The following is an 18349-nucleotide window of genomic DNA, read 5'->3' on the forward strand; positions in this document are numbered from 1 at the left end:
GATGCTGGATTGCGGAATGCGCGCGCCTCCTCCACGCCTTGCAAAAGGTGCGGGCGGATTCGGCGAAACGGGGTAGGGGTCAGCCCAGGCCGGAGAGGAATGCCCTGACCGACGGGAAGACATCGGCGTGGTGCAGGAGCGGGGCGTGGCCCTGGCCCGGCGCGGTCAGCGTCTGGACGGTTGCGGCATGGGCGGCCATGCGGGCGAGCGTCTGCCGGGAAAACAGGCGGGAACGTTCGCCGCGCACCACGAGCAGCGGCTTTTTCGCCAGGAGCTCGAACTGCGGCCAGAGCGTCGGCAGCGGCTTTGAAAAGTCGATGGCCTTCAACTGGTCGGTCAGCCTCGGGTCGAAGTCGGCGACGATCCGGCCATCCCGCTCGGCATAGATCGCTTCGGCCATGTCGTGCCAATCGGCGGGCGCAAGGGCGGGAAAGGTGGCGCCGTGAATGGCCTTGAGCCCTTCGGCCGCCGCCTCGAAACTGGCGGGAGCGCTCGTGCGCGAAAGATAGTCGTTGATCTCCCTGAGACCGTCCGCCTCGATTTGCGGTCCGATATCGTTGAGAATCGCGCCGGCAATGCACCCGGGTTCTACGGCCGCCATGACATGCAGGATCAGCCCACCGCGCGAGGTTCCCGCAAAGAGCGCGCGGGTGAGGCCAAGGGCGGACAGGACGGTGAGGGCGTCCCGGCATTCCACCGCGACGTTGTAGCTGGCTGGATCGGCCTCACGCCCAGACAGGCCGCGTCCGCGATAATCGAGGGCGATGACCCGGCGCGGCTCTGCGGGATCCCGCGCGAGGCGCAGGGCGAGCGGGTGGAAATCGCGCGCGTTGCGGCTGAGGCCGGGCAGGCAGACGAGCGGCAGGCGGCCGCCGGCCGTGGCCGGTGCATAATCGCGTGCATGCAGCAGCACGCCGTCCTCGGCGGAAAAGAAGCGGCTTTCGAATCCGTCCATGTCTGTGCACTCGCCTCGGCAACGGGGAAGGACGCTCGGGCCTGGACCGCGCCGAGCGGGAAGAGGAAGGCCAGCCTAGAGCATTTCCCGCCGCAGCGGTATCGCTTCGGTGCCGGATAATGCGGCAGGAACAAGAGTCGGTTTCGCGCCGGCAATCGCAGCGAGACGAAAGGTGGCGTCTTTGCGATTCGGAAAAAAGCCGAAAGGCGCCGGCGGCCATGCAGGCGGCAGGGCCTGTGGCCGGCCGCGTCAGCGGCCGACGCGGAGGTCGTGCACGATATCGGCCTTCTGGCCAAGGCGGGTCTTGTAGACCTGGTAGTTCTCCATCACGCGCTGCACATAGCTGCGGGTTTCGGAAAAGGGGATGCGCTCGATCCAGTCGACGACCTCGTCGATCGGCTTGCCGCGCGGGTCGCCATAGCGGGCGATCCATTGCGGCACGCGGCGGGGGCCGGCGTTGTAGGCGATGAAGGTCAGCACATAGGAGCCGCCGAAATCGCTGATCTGCTCGCCGAGATAGTGGGCGCCGAGCGTGGCATTGTAGGCGGCGTCCGTCGTCAGCCGCTCCTTGGAATAGGCAAGGCCATGGCGCTTTGCCACGCCCTGCGCCGTGCCGGGCATCAGTTGCAACAGGCCCTGCGCATTGGCGGGGGAGACGGCGGCCGGGTTGAAGGCGCTTTCCTGCCGGGCGATGGCATAGGCGAGCGCCTTGCCGGAGCCGGCAATGTCGGCGCTGTCGGGGATGACGCCGATCGGGAAGGCCAGCGCCGCCACATCGATGCCGCGCCCGAAGGCGATCTTGCCGATCTGCAGCGAAAGCTGGTGGTTGCCGCCCTTTTCCGCCTGCGCGGCGAGAAGTGCAAGTTCGCCCGGGCTCATCAGCTCGCCGGCGAGCGCCCGGTAGAGGCTGTCGCCACGCCAGCCGTGGCCGGCGGCCTGCAGGCGGGCGATCGCCTGCACCGCCTCGCGCTGGTTGAAGCGGGTGCGCTCCTCGACGGTCGGCTTCGGATAGGCGACGTTCAGCGCCGTGCGGCCGAGCCGCGCGGCGGCAAGCTGGCCGTAGAAGGTGCCGGGGAAGTTCGCCGCCTTGGTGAAATACTCCCTTGCCTCCGCCGGATTGCCCTTTTCCGCTGTCCGTCCCAGCCAGTACCAGGCGCGGGAGACGGAGAGCGGCCGGTCGGAGACCTGCAGGATGCGCTGGAAGTGGCCGGCCGCGGTCCTGGGATCGTCGAGATCGCGCAGCGCATACCAGCCGGCATGGAACTCCGCCTCGACGATGTCGGTCGGCTCGTCCGCGCCGTGCCGGGCCGCGACGCGATAGGCATCGCGGAAATCGCCGAGATCGGCAAGGCCCCGGCTGACGATGCGCTGCTCGTTCCACCAGGCGCCGGGATTGATCAGCCGCGCCGGATCCTCCGACATGGCGGAGAAGAGTTTTCCGGCCGCACGATATTCCTCGTTGTTGCGCAGATGGCGGATGCGCAGGAACGTATAGGCCGGGTCCTTCTGCCAACTGGCATCGACGGCCTTGATGAGCGCGCCCGCGGTCTTGTTCTTGCGGATGACCGCCGCCCAGGCGCGGTAGAGCGACTGCGCCTTGCCGAGATCGCCGAAACGTTGCGCCTGGTCGGCGCGGTCGCGATAGAGCAGCATCTCCATGCGAAACTTGTGGTCGGCCTCGGTCAGAAGCGCGCCGAACTCATCGAGAATCTTCGTCTCGATATCCTTGGAAAGCGTCTCCTTCTGCCAGAAGGATCGCAGCACCTCGCCGGCGCGCGCCGTGTTGCCGCCCGCAACGAGCGCGCGGCAGAGCACGATGGCCCCTTCGGCCGTTTCCGGACGCGTCGTGCCGAAGGCGGCGATGACGTCGGCGCTCGGCGGGTTTTCGCGGGCGAGCGCCCGTTCGGAATGGGCGCGCAGCGCCTTCAGGCCCGGCCAGCCCTTCAATTCGTTCTGCGCGGCGGCGATTTCCCAGGAGGGCACGCCGCGCTGGCCGGAAACGGCGATCGCCCAGGTCAGGATATGCCGGTCGAGGCTGTCCTTGGGCAGGCGGTTGCGGGCGGCAAGGGCGGTGGCCGCGTCGCGGTTGGAAAGCGCATCGAGCCCTTCGCGCAGTTCCGCGCTTGCCGGCTCCAGGCTGTCCGCGCGCGGAATGGCATTGGTGATGATGTCCTTCGAGGGCATGTCCGCGGCAAAGCCGAGCGGCTTCATCGCCGGAACGACGCTATTGTCCGCCTCGACGGGCGAGGAGCGCAGCGCAAGGCCGGCCACACCGGCAAGGAGCAAGGCGCAAAGGGCGAAACTGTTTCTCGAGATCATGTCATATCCCGGTGCCTGGCCGGCGGCGCGTTGCGAACGTCATTTTCCGCCGGATCCTTGACAATCAATTAACCCTTTGTTGCCTTAACGAAACCTTAAGCGCAGCGCTCACCAAGCCGTGAATGGGCCCGCTTTCCAGGCGACGGATCAGAGGAGGCGAATATTCGCGCATCCGCCGCCCTTCCGCCTTGATCATGCATGAAAAACGCCCCTCGCGCCGCTTGCCGCAAGACTGTCACATGATTATTGTGCGGGCGTTTTTAACCACGGAATACGGCCAAAGCATGTAAGCCCACGGGCGGCTCTGGCCTCAGGAGTTCTCGATGCTCAAGGGATCCTTTCCCGCTCTCGTCACCCCGTTCACCGATGCCGGCGCCGTCGATGAAGACGCCTTTGCCGCGCATGTCGAATGGCAGATCGGCGAAGGCAGCCACGGCCTCGTACCGGTCGGCACGACCGGCGAGTCGCCGACGCTGTCGCATGACGAGCACAAACGGGTGGTGGAACTCTGCATCAAGGTGGCGGCCGGCCGCGTGCCGGTGATCGCCGGCGCCGGCTCGAACAACACGAAGGAAGCGATCGACCTCGCCCAGCACGCCGAAAAGGCGGGCGCGGACGCCATTCTCGTTGTCACGCCCTATTACAACAAGCCGACGCAGAAGGGGCTCTTTGCGCATTTCGCGGCGATCGCCGAGAATGTGAAGCTGCCGATCGTCATCTACAACATTCCCGGTCGCTCGGTGGTCGACATGTCGCCGGAGACGATGGGCGCGCTTCACAAGGCGCATCCCTCGATCGTCGGCGTCAAGGATGCGACCGGCAAGATCGAGCGCGTTTCCGAACAGCGCATCACCTGCGGCAAGGAATTCGTCCAGTTTTCCGGCGAGGACGCGACCGCGCTCGGCTTCAACGCCCATGGCGGGACGGGGTGCATCTCGGTGACGGCCAATGTCGCCCCGCGCCTGTGCGCGGAGTTCCAGCAGGCGACGCTTGCCGGCGATTATACAACGGCGCTGGAATACCAGGACAAGCTGATGCCGCTGCACAAGGCGATCTTCCTCGAGCCCGGCCTTTGCGGCGCGAAATATGCGCTGAACCGCACGCGCGGCATGAACCGCTTCGTCCGTTCGCCGCTGCTTTCCGCGCTGGAGCCGGCCACGGAGGCGGCCATCGACGCGGCGCTTCGCCACGCCGGCCTCTTGAACTGACATGGCGACGAAAGCGCGTCCGACGACGGTCAAGAAGATTGTGGCGGAGAACCGGAAGGCCCGCTTCAACTACGAGATCATTGATACCTACGAGGCCGGTCTTGTCCTGACCGGCACGGAGGTCAAGTCGCTGCGCGAGGGCAAGGCGAACATCGCGGAATCCTACGCCTCGGACGAGGGCGGCGAGATCTGGCTGATCAATTCCTACCTGCCGGAATATCTGCAGGCGAACCGCTTCAACCACGAGACCCGCCGGCGGCGAAAGCTCCTGCTGTCGCGGCGGGAAATCCACCGTCTGCGCAATGCGATCAACCGCGAGGGCATGACGCTGGTGCCGCTGAAGATCTACTTCAACGATGCCGGTCGGGCGAAACTCGAACTCGCGCTCGCCAAGGGCAAGAAGCTGCACGACAAGCGCGAGACCGAGAAGGAGCGCGACTGGAATCGCCAGAAGAGCCGCCTGCTGCGCGACCGCGGCTGAGGCGTCTTCTTCCCCGCTTCTTTCCCTAGAGCAATTCCAGCAAAAGTGCGAAGCGCTTTTGCGTCCGAAATTGCGTAAAACAAACAGATAGAGCGTTTTCGCGATTCGAAGAAAAGCGGAAATGCTCTAGAACTGGTTGTAGAGCTGCGCGATGACCGACTGGCGCGCGCTGCGGGCAAGCTGTTCGTTGCCGACCTCCGCGGGCACGTCCGGCGAGGCGGCCGGGTTGGCGCTCGGCGTGCGGGCGGTCAGAAAGCTCGACATCAGGCTGTTGAGGTCGTTGCTGTCGATGGCAAGGCGCGCGGTCGGGTTGCTGCCGCCGGTGACGCGCCCATCCGCTGCCGCCTGCGAGGGCGGAACGGCGTAGGAGGGCAGGGCGGAGACGCCCGGTAGCCCGTTCGACGTGTAGAGGAAGCCGAGGTCGCCGATCTCCTCGGCGATGTCGGATGGGGTCGAGACCTGGGTGACCGGCTGCGGCGCGGCAAGCGCGGCGAGGGCGGAGACCGCGGGGCGGGTTTCCGCCGCCATGGCCGGTGCGCGCATGTCGAGCGTGCCCGATGCTCCCCGGTAGCTGTTTGCCGAAAGCGATACTGCGTCCACCATCGTGCCGATGTCCCAATGCGAAATGACTGTCCGGCATCGGGAATAGCAGGGGAGTCTTGAAGAACCTTAAGACCTGGCGGGGGAATTTGATTCAATGTTTAAGGAAAGCTTGAAAAGCCTGGTTTTCGGGGACTTTGCCCTCATAGAATCCACAGCCGCACCCGGAGCACGGATGGTCGGGGCGAGCCCGACCACGACGAAGGAGAGGCAGGCAGGCCTGCAAGATCGCCTCAATCGGCGACATTCTCCACCGGCTCCACGGCGCGCTGCGGGCGCTCGGACGGATCGCGGCCGATCTCGGCCTTCAGCGAGCCGAGATCGATGAAATAGTCGGCCTGGCGACGCAGGTCGTCGGCGATCATCGGCGGCTGCGTCTGCATGGTCGAGACGACGGAGACCTTGCGGCCGCGGCGCTGCAGCGCCTCGACGAGCGTGGTGAAATCGCCGTCGCCGGAGAAGATGACGAGGTGGTCGACGGTTTCGGACTGTTCCATCGCGTCGATGGCCAGTTCGATGTCCATGTTGCCCTTGATCTTGCGGCGGCCGAGCGAGTCGGTGAATTCCTTGGCCGGCTTCGTGACGACCTTGTAGCCGTTATAGTCGAGCCAGTCGATCAGCGGGCGGATGGAGGAATATTCCTGGTCTTCGATCAGCGCCGTGTAGTAATAGGCGCGCAGCAGATAGCCGCGCTTCTGGAAGGCCTTCAGGAGCTTTCTGTAGTCGATGTCGAACCCGAGTGTCCTGGAAGCCGCATAGAGATTTGCACCGTCGATGAAGAGGGCGATTTTCTCGCGGGGGTCGAACATACTGCGAAATCCTTTTAAATAGAAGTTGATGTAAACGGTTGGGTTTTGGCCAAGTGCCGAGGTGGCCGGATGCACTATCCGGTTGAATTAACTCTTTTTCATATAATCTTCATTTAGGGCAGAGGGCCCGGCTTTCCAAGCAAATCTAGGTTGCGAAGGCGATTTTTCCCTCCGGCATCGTTTCAGCAAATTCGGGTGCTCCGGAATTGGGGAATAGTTCCCGCGCTTTATCCTATTTGTCCGATATTTCGGCCTTTTACTTTCCGTAACGTGAGGGCTAAATCAGAAGTTACATGGGCAGCCTTACGACACGCGCCGCAGCGGCACGGGGAAGGAAAAACTTGAATTTGCCTTCCATTGCCTGTATCGGGCATGCAAACTCATGAAATTCTCGATCACAAAGGACAGGCAATGGCCCGTGTCACCGTTGAAGATTGCATTGACAAGGTAGACAACCGCTTCGAGCTGGTTCTCCTTGCAAGCCATCGCGCCCGCCTCATCTCGCAGGGCGCCGCCATCACCATCGACCGCGACAACGACAAGAACCCTGTCGTCGCGCTGCGCGAGATCGCCGACGAGACGCTTTCGCCCGACGATCTCAAGGAAGACCTGATCCACTCGCTGCAGAAGCATGTGGAAGTCGACGAGCCCGAGCCCGATCCGGCAAGCCTGGTCGCCGATGCCGCTTCCGGCATCGCTGCGATCGAGGAGGACGAGGATCAGCCGGAGACCATCGCCTTCGACCGCATGTCGGAAGAAGAGCTGCTGGCCGGCATCGAAGGCCTCGTGCCGCCGGAAAAGAGCGACGATTATTGATGCCGGGGCAGGCAGTAGGCAGTAGGCAGTAGGCAGTAGGCATTGCGCCCACAAGACGGCCGACATGCCAATCCCTATTGGCTATTGCCTAATTCCTATTGCCTATTTTTATATTGCGGATGCCGGTGCGCCCCTCTTAAGGTCGGGGCGCACTTTTTTTTGCCCCGCCGCGCCGGGGAGGGAGCCGACCGAGAATGATGCGTCAATATGAACTCGTCGAACGGGTTCAGAAATACAAGCCGGATGCCAACGAGGCCCTGCTGAACAAGGCCTATGTCTATGCCATGCAGAAGCACGGGCAGCAGAAGCGGGCGAGCGGCGACCCCTACATTTCGCATCCCCTCGAAGTCGCCGCCATTCTCACGGACATGCGCCTCGACGAATCGACGATCGCCGTCGCCCTGCTGCACGACACGATCGAGGACACGAGTGCGACCCGTGCCGAGATCGACGAGCTGTTCGGCGAGGATATAGGCACGCTGGTCGAAGGCCTCACCAAGATCAAGAAGCTCGATCTCGTCTCCAAGAAGGCCAAGCAGGCGGAAAACCTGCGCAAGCTCCTGCTCGCCATTTCCGATGACGTGCGCGTGCTCCTCGTCAAGCTCGCCGACCGGCTGCACAACATGCGCACGCTCGACCATATGACGCCGGAAAAGCGCGCCCGCATCTCCGAGGAGACGATGGACATCTATGCGCCGCTCGCCGGCCGCATGGGCATGCAGGACATGCGCGAGGAGCTGGAAAACCTCTCCTTCCGCCACATCAACCCGGAAGCCTTCGACACCGTCACCCGCAAGCTGGAGGACCTTTCCCAGCGCAACGAGGGCCTGATCCGCAAGATCGAGGACGAACTGCGCGAGCTGCTGGTGGTGAACGGCCTGCCCGACGCCCTCGTCAAGGGCCGGCAGAAGACGCCCTATTCGGTCTTCCGCAAGATGCAGTCGAAGTCGCTGTCCTTCGAGCAGCTTTCCGACGTCTACGCCTTCCGCATCCTCGTCGACGACATTCCCGCCTGTTATGCGGCGCTCGGCATCGTGCACACGCGCTGGCGCGTCGTGCCCGGCCGCTTCAAGGACTACATCTCGACGCCGAAGCAGAACGACTACCAGTCGATCCACACGACCATCGTCGGTCCGTCGCGCCAGCGCATCGAGCTGCAGATCCGCACCAAGCGCATGCACGAGATTGCCGAATACGGCATCGCCGCCCATTCGCTCTACAAGGACAAGGAAGTGGTGAACGGCGACGAGCGCACGCGTTCGCCCCGCTCCAACGCCTATGCCATGCTGCGCCGGACGATCGAATCGCTGGCGGAAGGCGACAATCCCGAGGAATTCCTGGAACACACCAAGCTGGAGCTCTTCCAGGACCAGGTCTTCACCTTCACCCCGAAGGGCCAGCTCATCACCCTGCCGCGCGGCGCGACGCCGATCGACTTTGCCTATGCGGTCCACACCAATATCGGCGATACCTGCGTCGGCGCGAAGATCAACGGCCGCATCATGCCGCTCGTCACCCGCCTCAGCAACGGCGACGAGGTGGAGATCATCCGCTCGGGCATCCAGGTGCCGCCGCCGGCCTGGGAGGAGATCGTCGTCACCGGCAAGGCGCGCGCCGCCATCCGCCGCGCCACCCGCGCCGCCGTGCGCAAGCAATATTCCGGCCTCGGCTACCGCATCCTGGAGCGCACCTTCGACCGCGCCGGCAAATCCTTCTCGCGCGACGGCCTGAAGCCCGTGCTGCACCGGCTCGGCCAGAAGGAGGTGGAGGATGCCATCGCCGCGGTCGGCCGCGGCGAGCTCTCCTCGCTCGACGTGCTGCGCGCCGTCTTCCCGGATTACCAGGACGAACGCGTCACGGTGAAGCCGAGCTCCGACGACGGCTGGTTCAACATGCGCAGCGCCGCCGGCATGGTGTTCAAGCTGCCGGGCAAGACCAAGGCGGCTCTCGAAGGCGCGGCCCAGGAGACCGGCCCCGAGGCCCTGCCGATCCGTGGCCTCTCCGGCAATGCCGAGGTGCATTTCTCCGCCGGCGGCGCCGTGCCGGGCGATCGCATCGTCGGCATCATGGAAAAGGACAAGGGCATCACCATCTACCCGATCCAGTCGCCGGCACTGCAGAAGTTCGACGACGAGCCGGAGCGCTGGATCGACGTGCGCTGGGACCTCGACGAAGCGAACAACACCCGCTTCATGGCGCGCATCATGATCAACGCGCTGAACGAGCCTGGGACGCTTGCCGAAGTCACCCAGACGATTGCCACCAGCGACGTCAACATCCGCTCCATGTCGATGACGCGGGTCGCGGCCGACTTCACAGAGGTGCATATCGATCTGGAGGTCTGGGACCTGCGCCAGCTCAACCAACTGATGAGCCAGCTCAAGGAACTCCAGTGCGTCTCGACGATCAGCCGGGTCTTCACATGACGGTTCTATGCAAAAATGTGGCATCCTGCCCTGAATAAGGCAGGTTTGCCCAAGATTTGACCAGTCATTATGCGCGCCTTGCATAGCTGTATTGGCATAGTGTCGCTGGTGTCTTTGGGGTGGAGATCCTATCTTCTGCATCGGGAGGTCAACCGAAAGAGGTTTACCAATGTTGAAGCAGATCAAGAATTTCACCCGCGCCCTGCGCATCCCGACCGCCGAAGACCGCGAAATGGCCTACCTCAATGGCGCCATCGACCGGATCGACCTGGAATACCGCCAGCGTCAGATCGACCGCGGCCTCTTCCGCAAGTCCTACTAAGCCCGCGGAACCGTGTGGCGCCCCTCCGGCGCCACGGCGACCGCCCTATGTGGCCCCATGAGGGCGCCATTGAAATGCCACTAACGGATCGGCTATGTCTGGGCCATGTTGTTCCGACGCCGAAAGAAGGCCGGCTGGCTTGACCGATTGCGCGAATTCTTCTGGCCGCGCAAGGGCTTCACGCGTCCGGCGCGCTATCTTGCCAAGCGCATTCTGCGCCTGTCCGCCTCGCCGCATGCCGTGGCCGCAGGTGTTGCGGCCGGCGCCTTTTCGGCCTTCACGCCACTCATCGGCTTTCATGTCATCCTGGCGCTGGCGCTCGCCTATCTGATGGCCGGCAACCTGCTCGCCGCCGCGCTCGCCACCACCATCGCCAACCCGCTGACCATTCCGCTCATCGCGCTCGCGACCTTCCGCGTCGGCGAGGCGCTGCTCGGCATAAAATCCGCCGAGGCGGTGACGGCCGCCGAACTCTTTCATCGGCTGGAGCACCTGGAGCTGTCCGAGCTGTGGCAGCCCGTCCTGAAGCCCATGCTGGCCGGCGCCGGCCTTCTGGGCACGGCCGCCGCCGTGCTGGCCTACGCCGTCACGCGCTTTGCCGTGCGCTCCTTCAAGGCCCGCCGCCATGCGCGTCTTCTGGAGCGCGCCGGTCTTGCGGCGGCCAGCCCCGTCCTTTCCCGTGGAGACAAATCCCTATGATCATCGGCATCGGCAGCGACCTCATCGACATCCGCCGGGTGGAGAAGTCGCTGGAGCGGTTCGGCGAGCGCTTCACGCAGCGCTGCTTCACCGAGATCGAGCGGGCGAAGTCCGACAAGCGCAGGAACCGCGCCGCCTCCTATGCCAAGCGCTTCGCCGCCAAGGAGGCCTGTTCCAAGGCGCTCGGCACGGGGCTCGCGCAGGGCGTGTTCTGGAAGGACATGGGCGTCGTCAACCTGCCGGGCGGCAAGCCGACCATGAAGCTCACCGGCGGCGCGCTGGAGCGGTTGAAGCAGATGGTGCCCGAGGGCCACGAGGCGCGCATCCACATCACCATCACGGACGACTTCCCGCTCGCTCAAGCTTTCGTGATCATCGAGGCGCTGCCGGCCGGAACGCCGGGATAAGGGGCGCGATTTGCTGACGAACCTTGCCCACCCACCGACGCCATCCTCGGGCACGCCCCGAGGATCCACGCGGCACCCGCGGCTGTGGATGGTCGGGTCACGCCCGACCATGACGGAGGAGGGCTTGACGGGTTTTGCCGGCAGCGGGAGCTCGGACAACCGGCACGGGCGACTTTTTGGCCGACACGATTTCCAACAGGCAACCTTTCCTCTATAGAGGGCCCCATGTTTGCAGATAAGGACAGATCCGGCGTGGCAGAGAAGACTGAGAAGGCCGAAGGCGGCCTGTGGGAAAATGTCAAGGTAATCATCCAGGCGCTGCTGCTCGCCGTCGTGATCCGCACCGTGCTTTTCCAGCCCTTCACCATTCCTTCCGGATCGATGATGCCGACCCTGCTCGTCGGCGATTATCTCTTCGTCAACAAGTTCTCCTACGGCTATTCGAAATATTCGCTGCCGTTCTCGCCGAACCTGTTCTCCGGCCGCATCTTCGCGAGCGAGCCGACGCGCGGCGACATCGTCGTCTTCCGCTTTCCGCCGAACCCCGACATCGACTACATCAAGCGCCTCGTCGGCCTGCCGGGCGACCGCATCCAGGTGCGCGACAGCGAGCTTTTCGTGAACGGCGTGCCGGTCAAGCGCGAGCACAACGGCTTCTTCCGCGCCGACGACCAGTACGACACCGGCGAGGACGTGCCGGTCTTCCGCGAGACCATGGACAATGGCGTTGCCTACGACACGCTGGACACGCGTCCCGGCACCGTCGGCGACAACACGCGCGAGTTCATCGTGCCGGAAGGCCACTATTTCATGATGGGCGACAACCGCGACAACTCGGCCGACAGCCGCTTCGACGTCGGCTTCGTTCCGGCTGAAAACCTGATCGGCCGCGCCAGCCTGATCTTCTTCTCGCTCGGCAACGACACGTCCTTCAGCGAGGTCTGGAAATGGCCGACGAACCTGCGCTGGGACCGCCTGTTCAAGGTCGTTGAATGAAGGGCGCCATTCCGCTGAACGACGTCAACCGCAAGGCTCTCGAAGAGCTGATCGGCTACGTCTTCACCGACAAGGACCGTCTCGACCGGGCGATCACCCATGCCAGCGCCCGGCCCGGCAAGGGCAGCAATTACGAGCGGCTGGAATTCCTCGGCGATCGCGTGCTCGGCCTGTGCGTCGCCGAAATGCTGTTCCGCACCTTTCGCGAGGCGAAGGAGGGCGAGCTTTCGGTCCGCCTGAACCAGCTCGTCAGCGCGGAAAGCTGTGCGGCGGTCTCCGATGACCTCGGCCTGCACCGCTTCATCCGCACCGGCGCGGACGTGAAGAAGCTCACCGGAAAAGCCATGCTGAATGTGCGGGCCGATGTGGTAGAGTCGCTGATCGCCGCGATCTATCTCGACGGCGGGCTGGAGGCGGCGCGGGGTTTCATCCTGCGCAACTGGGAGGGCAGGGCCGCCCGCGCGGAAGGCGCGCGGCGCGATGCCAAGACCGAATTGCAGGAATGGGCGCATGCCAGGTTCGGCGTGACGCCGAACTACCGGGTGGACGAGCGCTCGGGGCCGGACCACGATCCCCGCTTCACCGTGACGGTGGAGATCCGGGGCGTCGCGCCGGAAACCGGCATCGACCGCTCGAAACGGGCCGCCGAACAGGTGGCCGCGACAAAGATTTTGGAACGCGAAGGCGTCTGGCCGAAAAGCCAAGCCACGGATTGACGGATATCATGAGCGAAGAACAGAACAACCCCGCCGAAGGCAGCACGAGCGGCGAGGGCCCGACCCATTCGGGCTTCGTCGCGCTCATCGGCGCGACCAATGCCGGCAAGTCGACGCTGGTCAACCGTCTCGTCGGCGCCAAGGTGTCGATCGTCAGCCACAAGGTGCAGACGACGCGCGCCATCGTGCGCGGCATCGCGATCCACAACAATGCCCAGATCGTCTTCATGGACACGCCCGGCATCTTCAAGCCGCGCCGCCGGCTCGACCGCGCCATGGTCACGACCGCCTGGGGCGGGGCGAAGGACGCCGACGTCATCATGTTCCTGATCGACAGCGAGCGGGGCCTCAAGGGCGACGCCGAGGCGATCCTGGAGGGGCTGAAAGAGGCCCACCAGCCGAAGATCCTCGTCCTCAACAAGGTCGACCGCGTCAATCCGGAAGACCTGCTGAAGCTCACCGCCGCGGCGAATGAAGTCGTGAAATTCGAGCGCACCTTCATGATCTCGGCGCTGAACGGCTCGGGCTGCGAGGATGTGATGAACTATCTTGCCGCGACGCTTCCCGAGGGCCCCTGGTACTATCCGGAAGACCAGATCTCCGACCTGCCGATGCGCCAGCTCGCGGCGGAAATCACCCGCGAGAAGCTTTTCCTGCGCCTGCACCAGGAGCTTCCCTATTCCTCGCATGTCGAGACGGAGAAGTGGGAGGAGCGCAAGGACGGCTCGGTGCGCATCGAGCAGGTGATCTATGTCGAGCGCGACAGCCAGAAGAAGATTGCGCTCGGCAAGAACGGCGAGGCGATCAAGGCCATCTCCATGGCCTCGCGCAAGGAGCTGTCGGAGATTCTCGAACAGCCCGTGCACCTCTTCCTCTTCGTGAAGGTGCGTGAGAACTGGGGCGACGACCCCGCCCGCTTCCGCGAGATGGGCCTCGACTTCCCGACCTCGTGACGGGGCTTACGGCCGTGCCTTGACGGCGGGGCCGATCTCCAGGATGCGGTTCGTCCAGACATAGCCGGGGAAGTCTTCCGGCAGGTCCTCCACCTGCCCGGCCGTGTCGATGCCGACCGTGCTGCCGCCGGCATAGGGGCCGATGAGGACCACCTCGCTGCCGGCGTCCTTCATGCGCGTCAGGAAGCGGTTCGGCCAGCCCCAGAACAGGAAGGCGTAGTTGCTCGGCACCGGCACCAGCGTGTTGCGGCAGGCCTCCGGCACATAGCCGATCCAGCCCGTGCCGAAATAGCGCAGCAGGCAGGCCTTCACCGAGGTCTTCGTGTAGCCCTTGAGGCCTGGCACCGCGGCGAGCGCCGCGTCCGTCGGCTCCGCCCCGCCATAGATGCCGAAGACCTTGTCCTTCCAGGCCGGATTGGCCGCCAGCAGCGCGGCCAGCGCCTCGCCTTCCTCCGCCCGCCGGCTCTTGAAGTTGATCAGCAGCTTGCCGGCCGGATCGGCGGCGAACATGTCTTCCAGCATCGGCATCTGCCCGACGCCCTTGCCGCGGAACGGGTATGTCTTGCCGCCGTCGGGCGTATAGCCGTAGCCGATGTCGAGCGTCTTCAGCGTGGCGCTGTCCGTCTCCTCGGTCACGCCCTGGCCGTCCGTCCGGCAGTCGAGCGTCCAGTCGTGGAAGACGGCGAATTTTTTGTCGGGCGTCAGGTGAACGTCGATCTCGACGACCTCGGCGCCCGCGGCAAAGGCCGCCTGCATGCCGGCGACGGTGTTTTCCAGGAAATCGTGCCTGGGCGGGTCGATGAGGCTTGCCGTGCAGGTGTCGTCGTCGATCCCCTCATGGCTGAAGGTCTGGTGCGCGCCGCGATGGGCCATCAGCTTCGTTGCGCCTTCCGGCGCGCTGGCGATCAGCGAACTGTTGAAGGACCAGATGAGCAGGGCGAAGCCCAGAATGAAGATCGGCGCGTTTCGCATAAAACTCCTCCTGCGGTCCCGGGAACAGGGATAGGGGCTCGCAGGAGAGACGGCAAGCGGCGGAAAGTATCAGGCGCGGGCGCGGCGATCGGGGCTCTGGGCGGCCTCGCGGGCCTTCTCGACAAGCCGCTGCATCGCCCAGATGCCGATCTCCTCGAGGGAGAGGGGACGGCTGATGAGATAACCCTGGTAGAGGTCGCAGCCTGCGGCGGCGAGCAGCGCCATCTTCTCCGTCGTGTCGACGCCTTCCGCGATCACCGACATGTCCTGCGCATGGCAGAGCGCGACGAGCGCGCGCAGCGTCGGAAGGGCGGCGGAGCGGGTGAGGCTTTCGACGAGCTCGCGGTCGAGCTTGATGGTCTCGGCGGGATATTCGATGATCTGCTGCACCGAGGTGTAGCCCGCGCCGAAATCGTCGATGGAGATGCGGAAGCCGCGGGCACGCAGGATCTCGATGTTGCGGCGCGACTGCTCGCCGAGCTTGACGGCGAAGGTCTCGGTCAGCTCGATCTCGATCATGCGGGCATCGATGCCGTGCCGGTCGGCGCTGTCGCAGAAATGGTCGCTGATCGACTTCGTGTAGAGCTCGGCGGAAGAAATGTTGATGCAGAGGATCGTCTCGGGGCCGAAGAGTTTCCTGATCTGCCCGTATTCCGCCATCGCCCGGTCGATCACCCACCAGTCGATCTTGCTGAAGAGGCCGGTCGTCTCGGCGATCGGGATGAATTCGTCGGGCGTCACGCGGCCGAGAACGGGCGAGGTCCAGCGCAAGAGCGCCTCGCAGCCCGTCACCTTGCCGTGGCCGTCGACGATCGGCATGTAGACGAGGTGGAATTCGCGGTCGGGATCGAGGACGCGCAGCTCCTCCTCGATGCGGCGCTGGCGGTTGCGCTTCTCGTGCAGCGAGCGGGAATAGCGGGCCGAGCCGTTCTTGCCCTGGGATTTCGCCTGGTACATGGCCGCATCGGCATTGGCGACGAGTTCGGCCAGCGTGCGGGCATCTTCCGGATAGACGGCGATGCCGATGCTGGCGGTGACCGGATAGGCCTTGTCCAGCACCTCGAACCCCTCGGCGAAGAGGGCGAGGATGTTCTCGGAGATTTCCGTGATCGTGCCGCTGCCTGGCTGGCAGCGCAGCATGATGGCGAATTCGTCGCCGGAAAGCCGGGCGAAAAGTCCGTCCGGCAGGCCGCGTTCGGAAACGACGCGGGCGACGATGGCGGAGATGCGGTCGGCCAGTGTCTTCAACAGCTCGTCGCCGATCTTGTGGCCGTGCTTGTCGTTGACGAACTTGAAGTTGTCGACGTCGATGAAGAGCAGGGTGCAGCCGATATCCTCGGCCTCCGCTTCCTCTAGGATCTGCGTGGAGCGGATGTTGAAATATTCGCGATTGGAAATGCCCGTCAGCGTATCCGTCCAGGAGGCGTTCTGCACGAGATCGAAGGACTGCATGGACTGGTCGTGCAGCCGCTTGACGTTGGCCGAGAGGCGGCCGATCTCGCCGATCTCGTTCATCTCCGGCAGGGCGCTGCGGTTGCCGGTCATCACGTCGGTGAGCTGGCGGTCGAGCCGGGCGATCGGATTGGTGATGTAGCGGCGTACCAGGCCGAGCACCAGGATGATCGTGCACAGGCTGAGCGCGATGGCGCCGAGCGCGAGCAGCGACTTCAGCGTCCACAGCCGGTTCTCGATGAAGGCCGGATCCGGCGTCAGCCGGGCGAAGAGAGACGGGCTCAGCGTCGCGGTCGCGGAAAGACCGCCCTGTGCCAGAAGCTGGTGCTGGCCGATTTCGATCGCCGTGCCGTATTCCTTCTCCAGCGCCCGCTTCATGTCGAGGAAGAGTTTCGGCCGCACCGCGGTCTGCACGAGGATTGCGCCGCTCTTGGCGCTGGCGACCGGTCGGTTGAAGGTCAGCGGATCGATGAACTCCGAATGCACGATCAGCGGTTCGATGCCGGCGGCGTTGAGATAGGTCCAGGAGGAGAGCCGCGGGCTCTCGATCACATGCCTTGCATGCCGGATCTGCTGCGGCGTGATCTCGGCGAACGGATCGTCGCTGTCCTCGAAATAGTAGTCGACCGTCAGCGGCGGGCGGATGATCGCCACGGAGATGAAGCGCTTGCGGTCGTCGGAGAGCGAGGTGATGCTTTGCTGCAGACGCACGCCGAGCGCGGTGTTGCGATAGGCCGCATCCGGCTCGTTGACGAAGAGGCGCACCGCGCCGCCCTCGACGAGCGAATAGATGAAGCTGCGGTTCTGCGTCACCTCGTTCTGGAAGACGGCGGTGAGCAGGCCCATCTGCTGCCAGAGGCGCGCGCGTTCCAGCGCCAGGATGGAGGAACTCTGCACGTAGTAGATCAGCGAGGCGGCGAGCACGTAGCCAGCAAGCACGACCGGGAAGATGAGGGAAAGGGCGCGTTTACCGAGCGTCACTGATCTGGGCCAGACTGCTGATGATGCGGCGGCGGGCCTGGACCGATTGCACGGTCAGTTCCTCCTGGAACTGGCTCTTGGCCAGGATTTCCGGTGCGGCATAGATTTCGGGATTGGAACGCATGTCTTCCGGCAGCAGGGCGAGGGCGGCGGAGCTGGCGGTCGGCATGTTGAGCTTGATGGCGTTGCGGGCGCCGTTCTCGGCATTGCTGATATAGTCGACCAGTTGCAGCGCCAGCGCCTTGTTGTGCGAGCGCTCGCTGACGGAGATGCAGTCGAGCCAGGAGAGCGTGCCCTCCTTCGGCACCACGTAGCGCCAGAGGCCGGGCGAGGCGACCTTGTCGTTCAGCGTGTACTGGTCGCCGCTATAGCCGAGCGCCATGTGGATGTTCGGGCCCTTGTCGGGGCTCTGCACCGAGGTGACCACATAGTCGTAGGTGAGCACATAGGGCGCCTGCGCCTTCATCAGTTCGTAGGCCGCCTTCAGCGTCTCGTTGTCGTTGGCGTTCACCGACTTGCCGAGCAGGACGAGCGGGGCGACGAAGGCCTCGGCGTGATCGTCGTACATGGCGATATGGCCGTGCAGGCTTTCGGCCGGCTTCATCAAGTCCGCCCAGGAGGTCGGCGGCGTCGTGATCTTGTCGGAGCGGTAGAGGATGCCCATCGTGCCCCAAAGATAGGGCACGCCGTAGCCGCCGCAGCGGCTCGCCCAGCCCTCCGCATAGTCCTTCAGGGACGGCACGTTGTTCTGGTCCAGCGCGGCGATGACGCCGCGCTTGCCGTAGAGCCGGGCGCCGTTCTCGTTGGTCACGACGACGTCGACATTGCTGTTCGGGTCGGCGAGGATCTCGTCGCGCACGTCGCCGCTGTCATAGAAGGTCTGGCGCACCTCGATACCCGTTTCGGCGGTCCAGTCGGCAAGGATCTGTTCGTCGATATAGGCTTCCCAGATCAACAGGTTGAGGGTTGCCGCGCGCGCGGGGCCTTCCGCGGGGAGGGCCGCCAGTGAGACTGCTGCAAGAAAAGCGCCGCGCATACCGAAGGCCCCGTTGCCGTTACGTGCGGTGAGGATAGACGGCAAGACTTTATGAAGCGTTACAACCTCTAAGCCTGTATTAACGGGCGTTCAACCGTGGCACAGTCCTGCCGACCTTTATGGCGGTGATATATATTGTGGACGTGGTCGCGGGCTCACGGGCCTGCAGTTGGCCTCCCGCCGGCCGCGCACTATGGTCGC

At 64.5% G+C, this 18349-nt stretch carries 17 protein-coding genes; 10 read left to right on the top strand and 7 right to left on the bottom strand.

Annotated features, from left to right (window positions below):
• Nucleotides 1-79: 79 nt before the first annotated feature.
• Entirely contained in the window at nt 80-955 is an 876-nt protein-coding gene (locus tag EV665_RS04190; protein ID WP_133033199.1) for an alpha/beta fold hydrolase, read from the bottom strand.
• Between the two features lie 249 nt (nt 956-1204).
• Nucleotides 1205-3274, bottom strand: a complete 2070-nt coding sequence (locus EV665_RS04195) for a lytic transglycosylase domain-containing protein (RefSeq protein WP_162852969.1) — start codon at nt 3272-3274, stop codon at nt 1205-1207.
• A gap of 323 nt (nt 3275-3597) precedes the next feature.
• On the opposite strand from EV665_RS04195, the gene dapA reads away from it, so the two are divergent.
• Nucleotides 3598-4482, top strand: a complete 885-nt coding sequence (gene dapA / locus EV665_RS04200) for a 4-hydroxy-tetrahydrodipicolinate synthase (protein WP_133033200.1) — start codon at nt 3598-3600, stop codon at nt 4480-4482.
• Between the two features lies 1 nt (nt 4483).
• Nucleotides 4484-4963, top strand: a complete 480-nt coding sequence (smpB, locus tag EV665_RS04205; protein WP_064329576.1) for an SsrA-binding protein SmpB — start codon at nt 4484-4486, stop codon at nt 4961-4963.
• 126 nt (nt 4964-5089) lie between these two features.
• Here smpB and EV665_RS04210 read toward each other — a convergent pair whose 3' ends face one another.
• Both EV665_RS04210 and EV665_RS04215 read right to left on the bottom strand, forming a co-directional pair.
• The gene (locus tag EV665_RS04210) at nt 5090-5566 is read right to left on the bottom strand and encodes a hypothetical protein (protein ID WP_133033201.1); all 477 of its coding nucleotides are present in this window, start codon (nt 5564-5566) and stop codon (nt 5090-5092) included.
• 230 nt (nt 5567-5796) lie between these two features.
• Entirely contained in the window at nt 5797-6372 is a 576-nt protein-coding gene (locus EV665_RS04215) for a LabA-like NYN domain-containing protein (RefSeq protein ID WP_064329578.1), read from the bottom strand.
• A 411-nt stretch (nt 6373-6783) separates the two neighbouring features.
• Here EV665_RS04215 and rpoZ point away from each other — a divergent pair, with 411 nt between their 5' ends.
• From rpoZ to era, 8 genes are all read left to right on the top strand, one after another.
• Nucleotides 6784-7188: a DNA-directed RNA polymerase subunit omega gene (gene rpoZ / locus EV665_RS04220; RefSeq protein WP_064329579.1), complete on the top strand. Its 405-nt coding sequence runs from the start codon at nt 6784-6786 to the stop codon at nt 7186-7188.
• Nucleotides 7189-7382: 194 nt separating this feature from the next.
• Nucleotides 7383-9614 (top strand): RelA/SpoT family protein, encoded by a 2232-nt coding sequence (locus EV665_RS04225; RefSeq protein ID WP_064329580.1) that lies wholly within the window; start codon nt 7383-7385, stop codon nt 9612-9614.
• Nucleotides 9615-9783: 169 nt separating this feature from the next.
• Entirely contained in the window at nt 9784-9936 is a 153-nt protein-coding gene (locus EV665_RS04230; RefSeq protein WP_064496053.1) for a DUF3563 family protein, read from the top strand.
• A gap of 105 nt (nt 9937-10041) precedes the next feature.
• The gene (locus EV665_RS04235) at nt 10042-10635 is read left to right on the top strand and encodes a DUF2062 domain-containing protein (RefSeq protein ID WP_064329581.1); all 594 of its coding nucleotides are present in this window, start codon (nt 10042-10044) and stop codon (nt 10633-10635) included.
• Nucleotides 10632-11042, top strand: a complete 411-nt coding sequence (acpS, locus tag EV665_RS04240; protein ID WP_133033202.1) for a holo-ACP synthase — start codon at nt 10632-10634, stop codon at nt 11040-11042. The genes EV665_RS04235 and acpS overlap by 4 nt, the downstream gene beginning before the upstream one ends.
• Before the next feature lie 225 nt (nt 11043-11267).
• Complete coding sequence (gene lepB / locus EV665_RS04245) at nt 11268-12038, top strand: signal peptidase I (protein ID WP_162852970.1); 771 nt, start codon at nt 11268-11270, stop codon at nt 12036-12038.
• The gene (gene rnc, locus EV665_RS04250; RefSeq protein ID WP_133033203.1) at nt 12035-12754 is read left to right on the top strand and encodes a ribonuclease III; all 720 of its coding nucleotides are present in this window, start codon (nt 12035-12037) and stop codon (nt 12752-12754) included. The genes lepB and rnc overlap by 4 nt, the downstream gene beginning before the upstream one ends.
• A gap of 8 nt (nt 12755-12762) precedes the next feature.
• Nucleotides 12763-13707, top strand: a complete 945-nt coding sequence (gene era, locus EV665_RS04255) for a GTPase Era (RefSeq protein WP_162852971.1) — start codon at nt 12763-12765, stop codon at nt 13705-13707.
• A 6-nt stretch (nt 13708-13713) separates the two neighbouring features.
• Here era and EV665_RS04260 read toward each other — a convergent pair whose 3' ends face one another.
• From EV665_RS04260 to EV665_RS04270, 3 genes are all read right to left on the bottom strand, one after another.
• Entirely contained in the window at nt 13714-14679 is a 966-nt protein-coding gene (locus EV665_RS04260; RefSeq protein ID WP_133033205.1) for a glycerophosphodiester phosphodiesterase family protein, read from the bottom strand.
• 69 nt (nt 14680-14748) lie between these two features.
• A complete protein-coding gene (locus EV665_RS04265) occupies nt 14749-17112 on the bottom strand; it encodes a putative bifunctional diguanylate cyclase/phosphodiesterase (protein ID WP_133033206.1) in 2364 nt (787 codons plus the stop codon).
• A complete protein-coding gene (locus EV665_RS04270) occupies nt 17099-18148 on the bottom strand; it encodes an ABC transporter substrate-binding protein (RefSeq protein WP_064329586.1) in 1050 nt (349 codons plus the stop codon). Before EV665_RS04270 ends, EV665_RS04265 begins: the two co-directional genes overlap by 14 nt.
• Nucleotides 18149-18349 lie beyond the last annotated feature (201 nt).

This window comes from Shinella granuli (assembly GCF_004341885.1).
Classification (GTDB): Bacteria; Pseudomonadota; Alphaproteobacteria; order Rhizobiales; family Rhizobiaceae; genus Shinella; species Shinella granuli.

What these genes read in the sequence shown, in the direction of transcription:
- EV665_RS04190 (WP_133033199.1), bottom strand. Translation starts at nt 955, where the DNA reads ATGGACGGATTCGAAAGCCGCTTCTTTTCCGCCGAGGACGGCGTGCTG.
- EV665_RS04195 (WP_162852969.1), bottom strand. Translation starts at nt 3,274, where the DNA reads ATGATCTCGAGAAACAGTTTCGCCCTTTGCGCCTTGCTCCTTGCCGGT.
- dapA (WP_133033200.1), top strand. Translation starts at nt 3,598, where the DNA reads ATGCTCAAGGGATCCTTTCCCGCTCTCGTCACCCCGTTCACCGATGCC.
- smpB (WP_064329576.1), top strand. Translation starts at nt 4,484, where the DNA reads ATGGCGACGAAAGCGCGTCCGACGACGGTCAAGAAGATTGTGGCGGAG.
- EV665_RS04210 (WP_133033201.1), bottom strand. Translation starts at nt 5,566, where the DNA reads ATGGTGGACGCAGTATCGCTTTCGGCAAACAGCTACCGGGGAGCATCG.
- EV665_RS04215 (WP_064329578.1), bottom strand. Translation starts at nt 6,372, where the DNA reads ATGTTCGACCCCCGCGAGAAAATCGCCCTCTTCATCGACGGTGCAAAT.
- rpoZ (WP_064329579.1), top strand. Translation starts at nt 6,784, where the DNA reads ATGGCCCGTGTCACCGTTGAAGATTGCATTGACAAGGTAGACAACCGC.
- EV665_RS04225 (WP_064329580.1), top strand. Translation starts at nt 7,383, where the DNA reads ATGATGCGTCAATATGAACTCGTCGAACGGGTTCAGAAATACAAGCCG.
- EV665_RS04230 (WP_064496053.1), top strand. Translation starts at nt 9,784, where the DNA reads ATGTTGAAGCAGATCAAGAATTTCACCCGCGCCCTGCGCATCCCGACC.
- EV665_RS04235 (WP_064329581.1), top strand. Translation starts at nt 10,042, where the DNA reads ATGTTGTTCCGACGCCGAAAGAAGGCCGGCTGGCTTGACCGATTGCGC.
- acpS (WP_133033202.1), top strand. Translation starts at nt 10,632, where the DNA reads ATGATCATCGGCATCGGCAGCGACCTCATCGACATCCGCCGGGTGGAG.
- lepB (WP_162852970.1), top strand. Translation starts at nt 11,268, where the DNA reads ATGTTTGCAGATAAGGACAGATCCGGCGTGGCAGAGAAGACTGAGAAG.
- rnc (WP_133033203.1), top strand. Translation starts at nt 12,035, where the DNA reads ATGAAGGGCGCCATTCCGCTGAACGACGTCAACCGCAAGGCTCTCGAA.
- era (WP_162852971.1), top strand. Translation starts at nt 12,763, where the DNA reads ATGAGCGAAGAACAGAACAACCCCGCCGAAGGCAGCACGAGCGGCGAG.
- EV665_RS04260 (WP_133033205.1), bottom strand. Translation starts at nt 14,679, where the DNA reads ATGCGAAACGCGCCGATCTTCATTCTGGGCTTCGCCCTGCTCATCTGG.
- EV665_RS04270 (WP_064329586.1), bottom strand. Translation starts at nt 18,148, where the DNA reads ATGCGCGGCGCTTTTCTTGCAGCAGTCTCACTGGCGGCCCTCCCCGCG.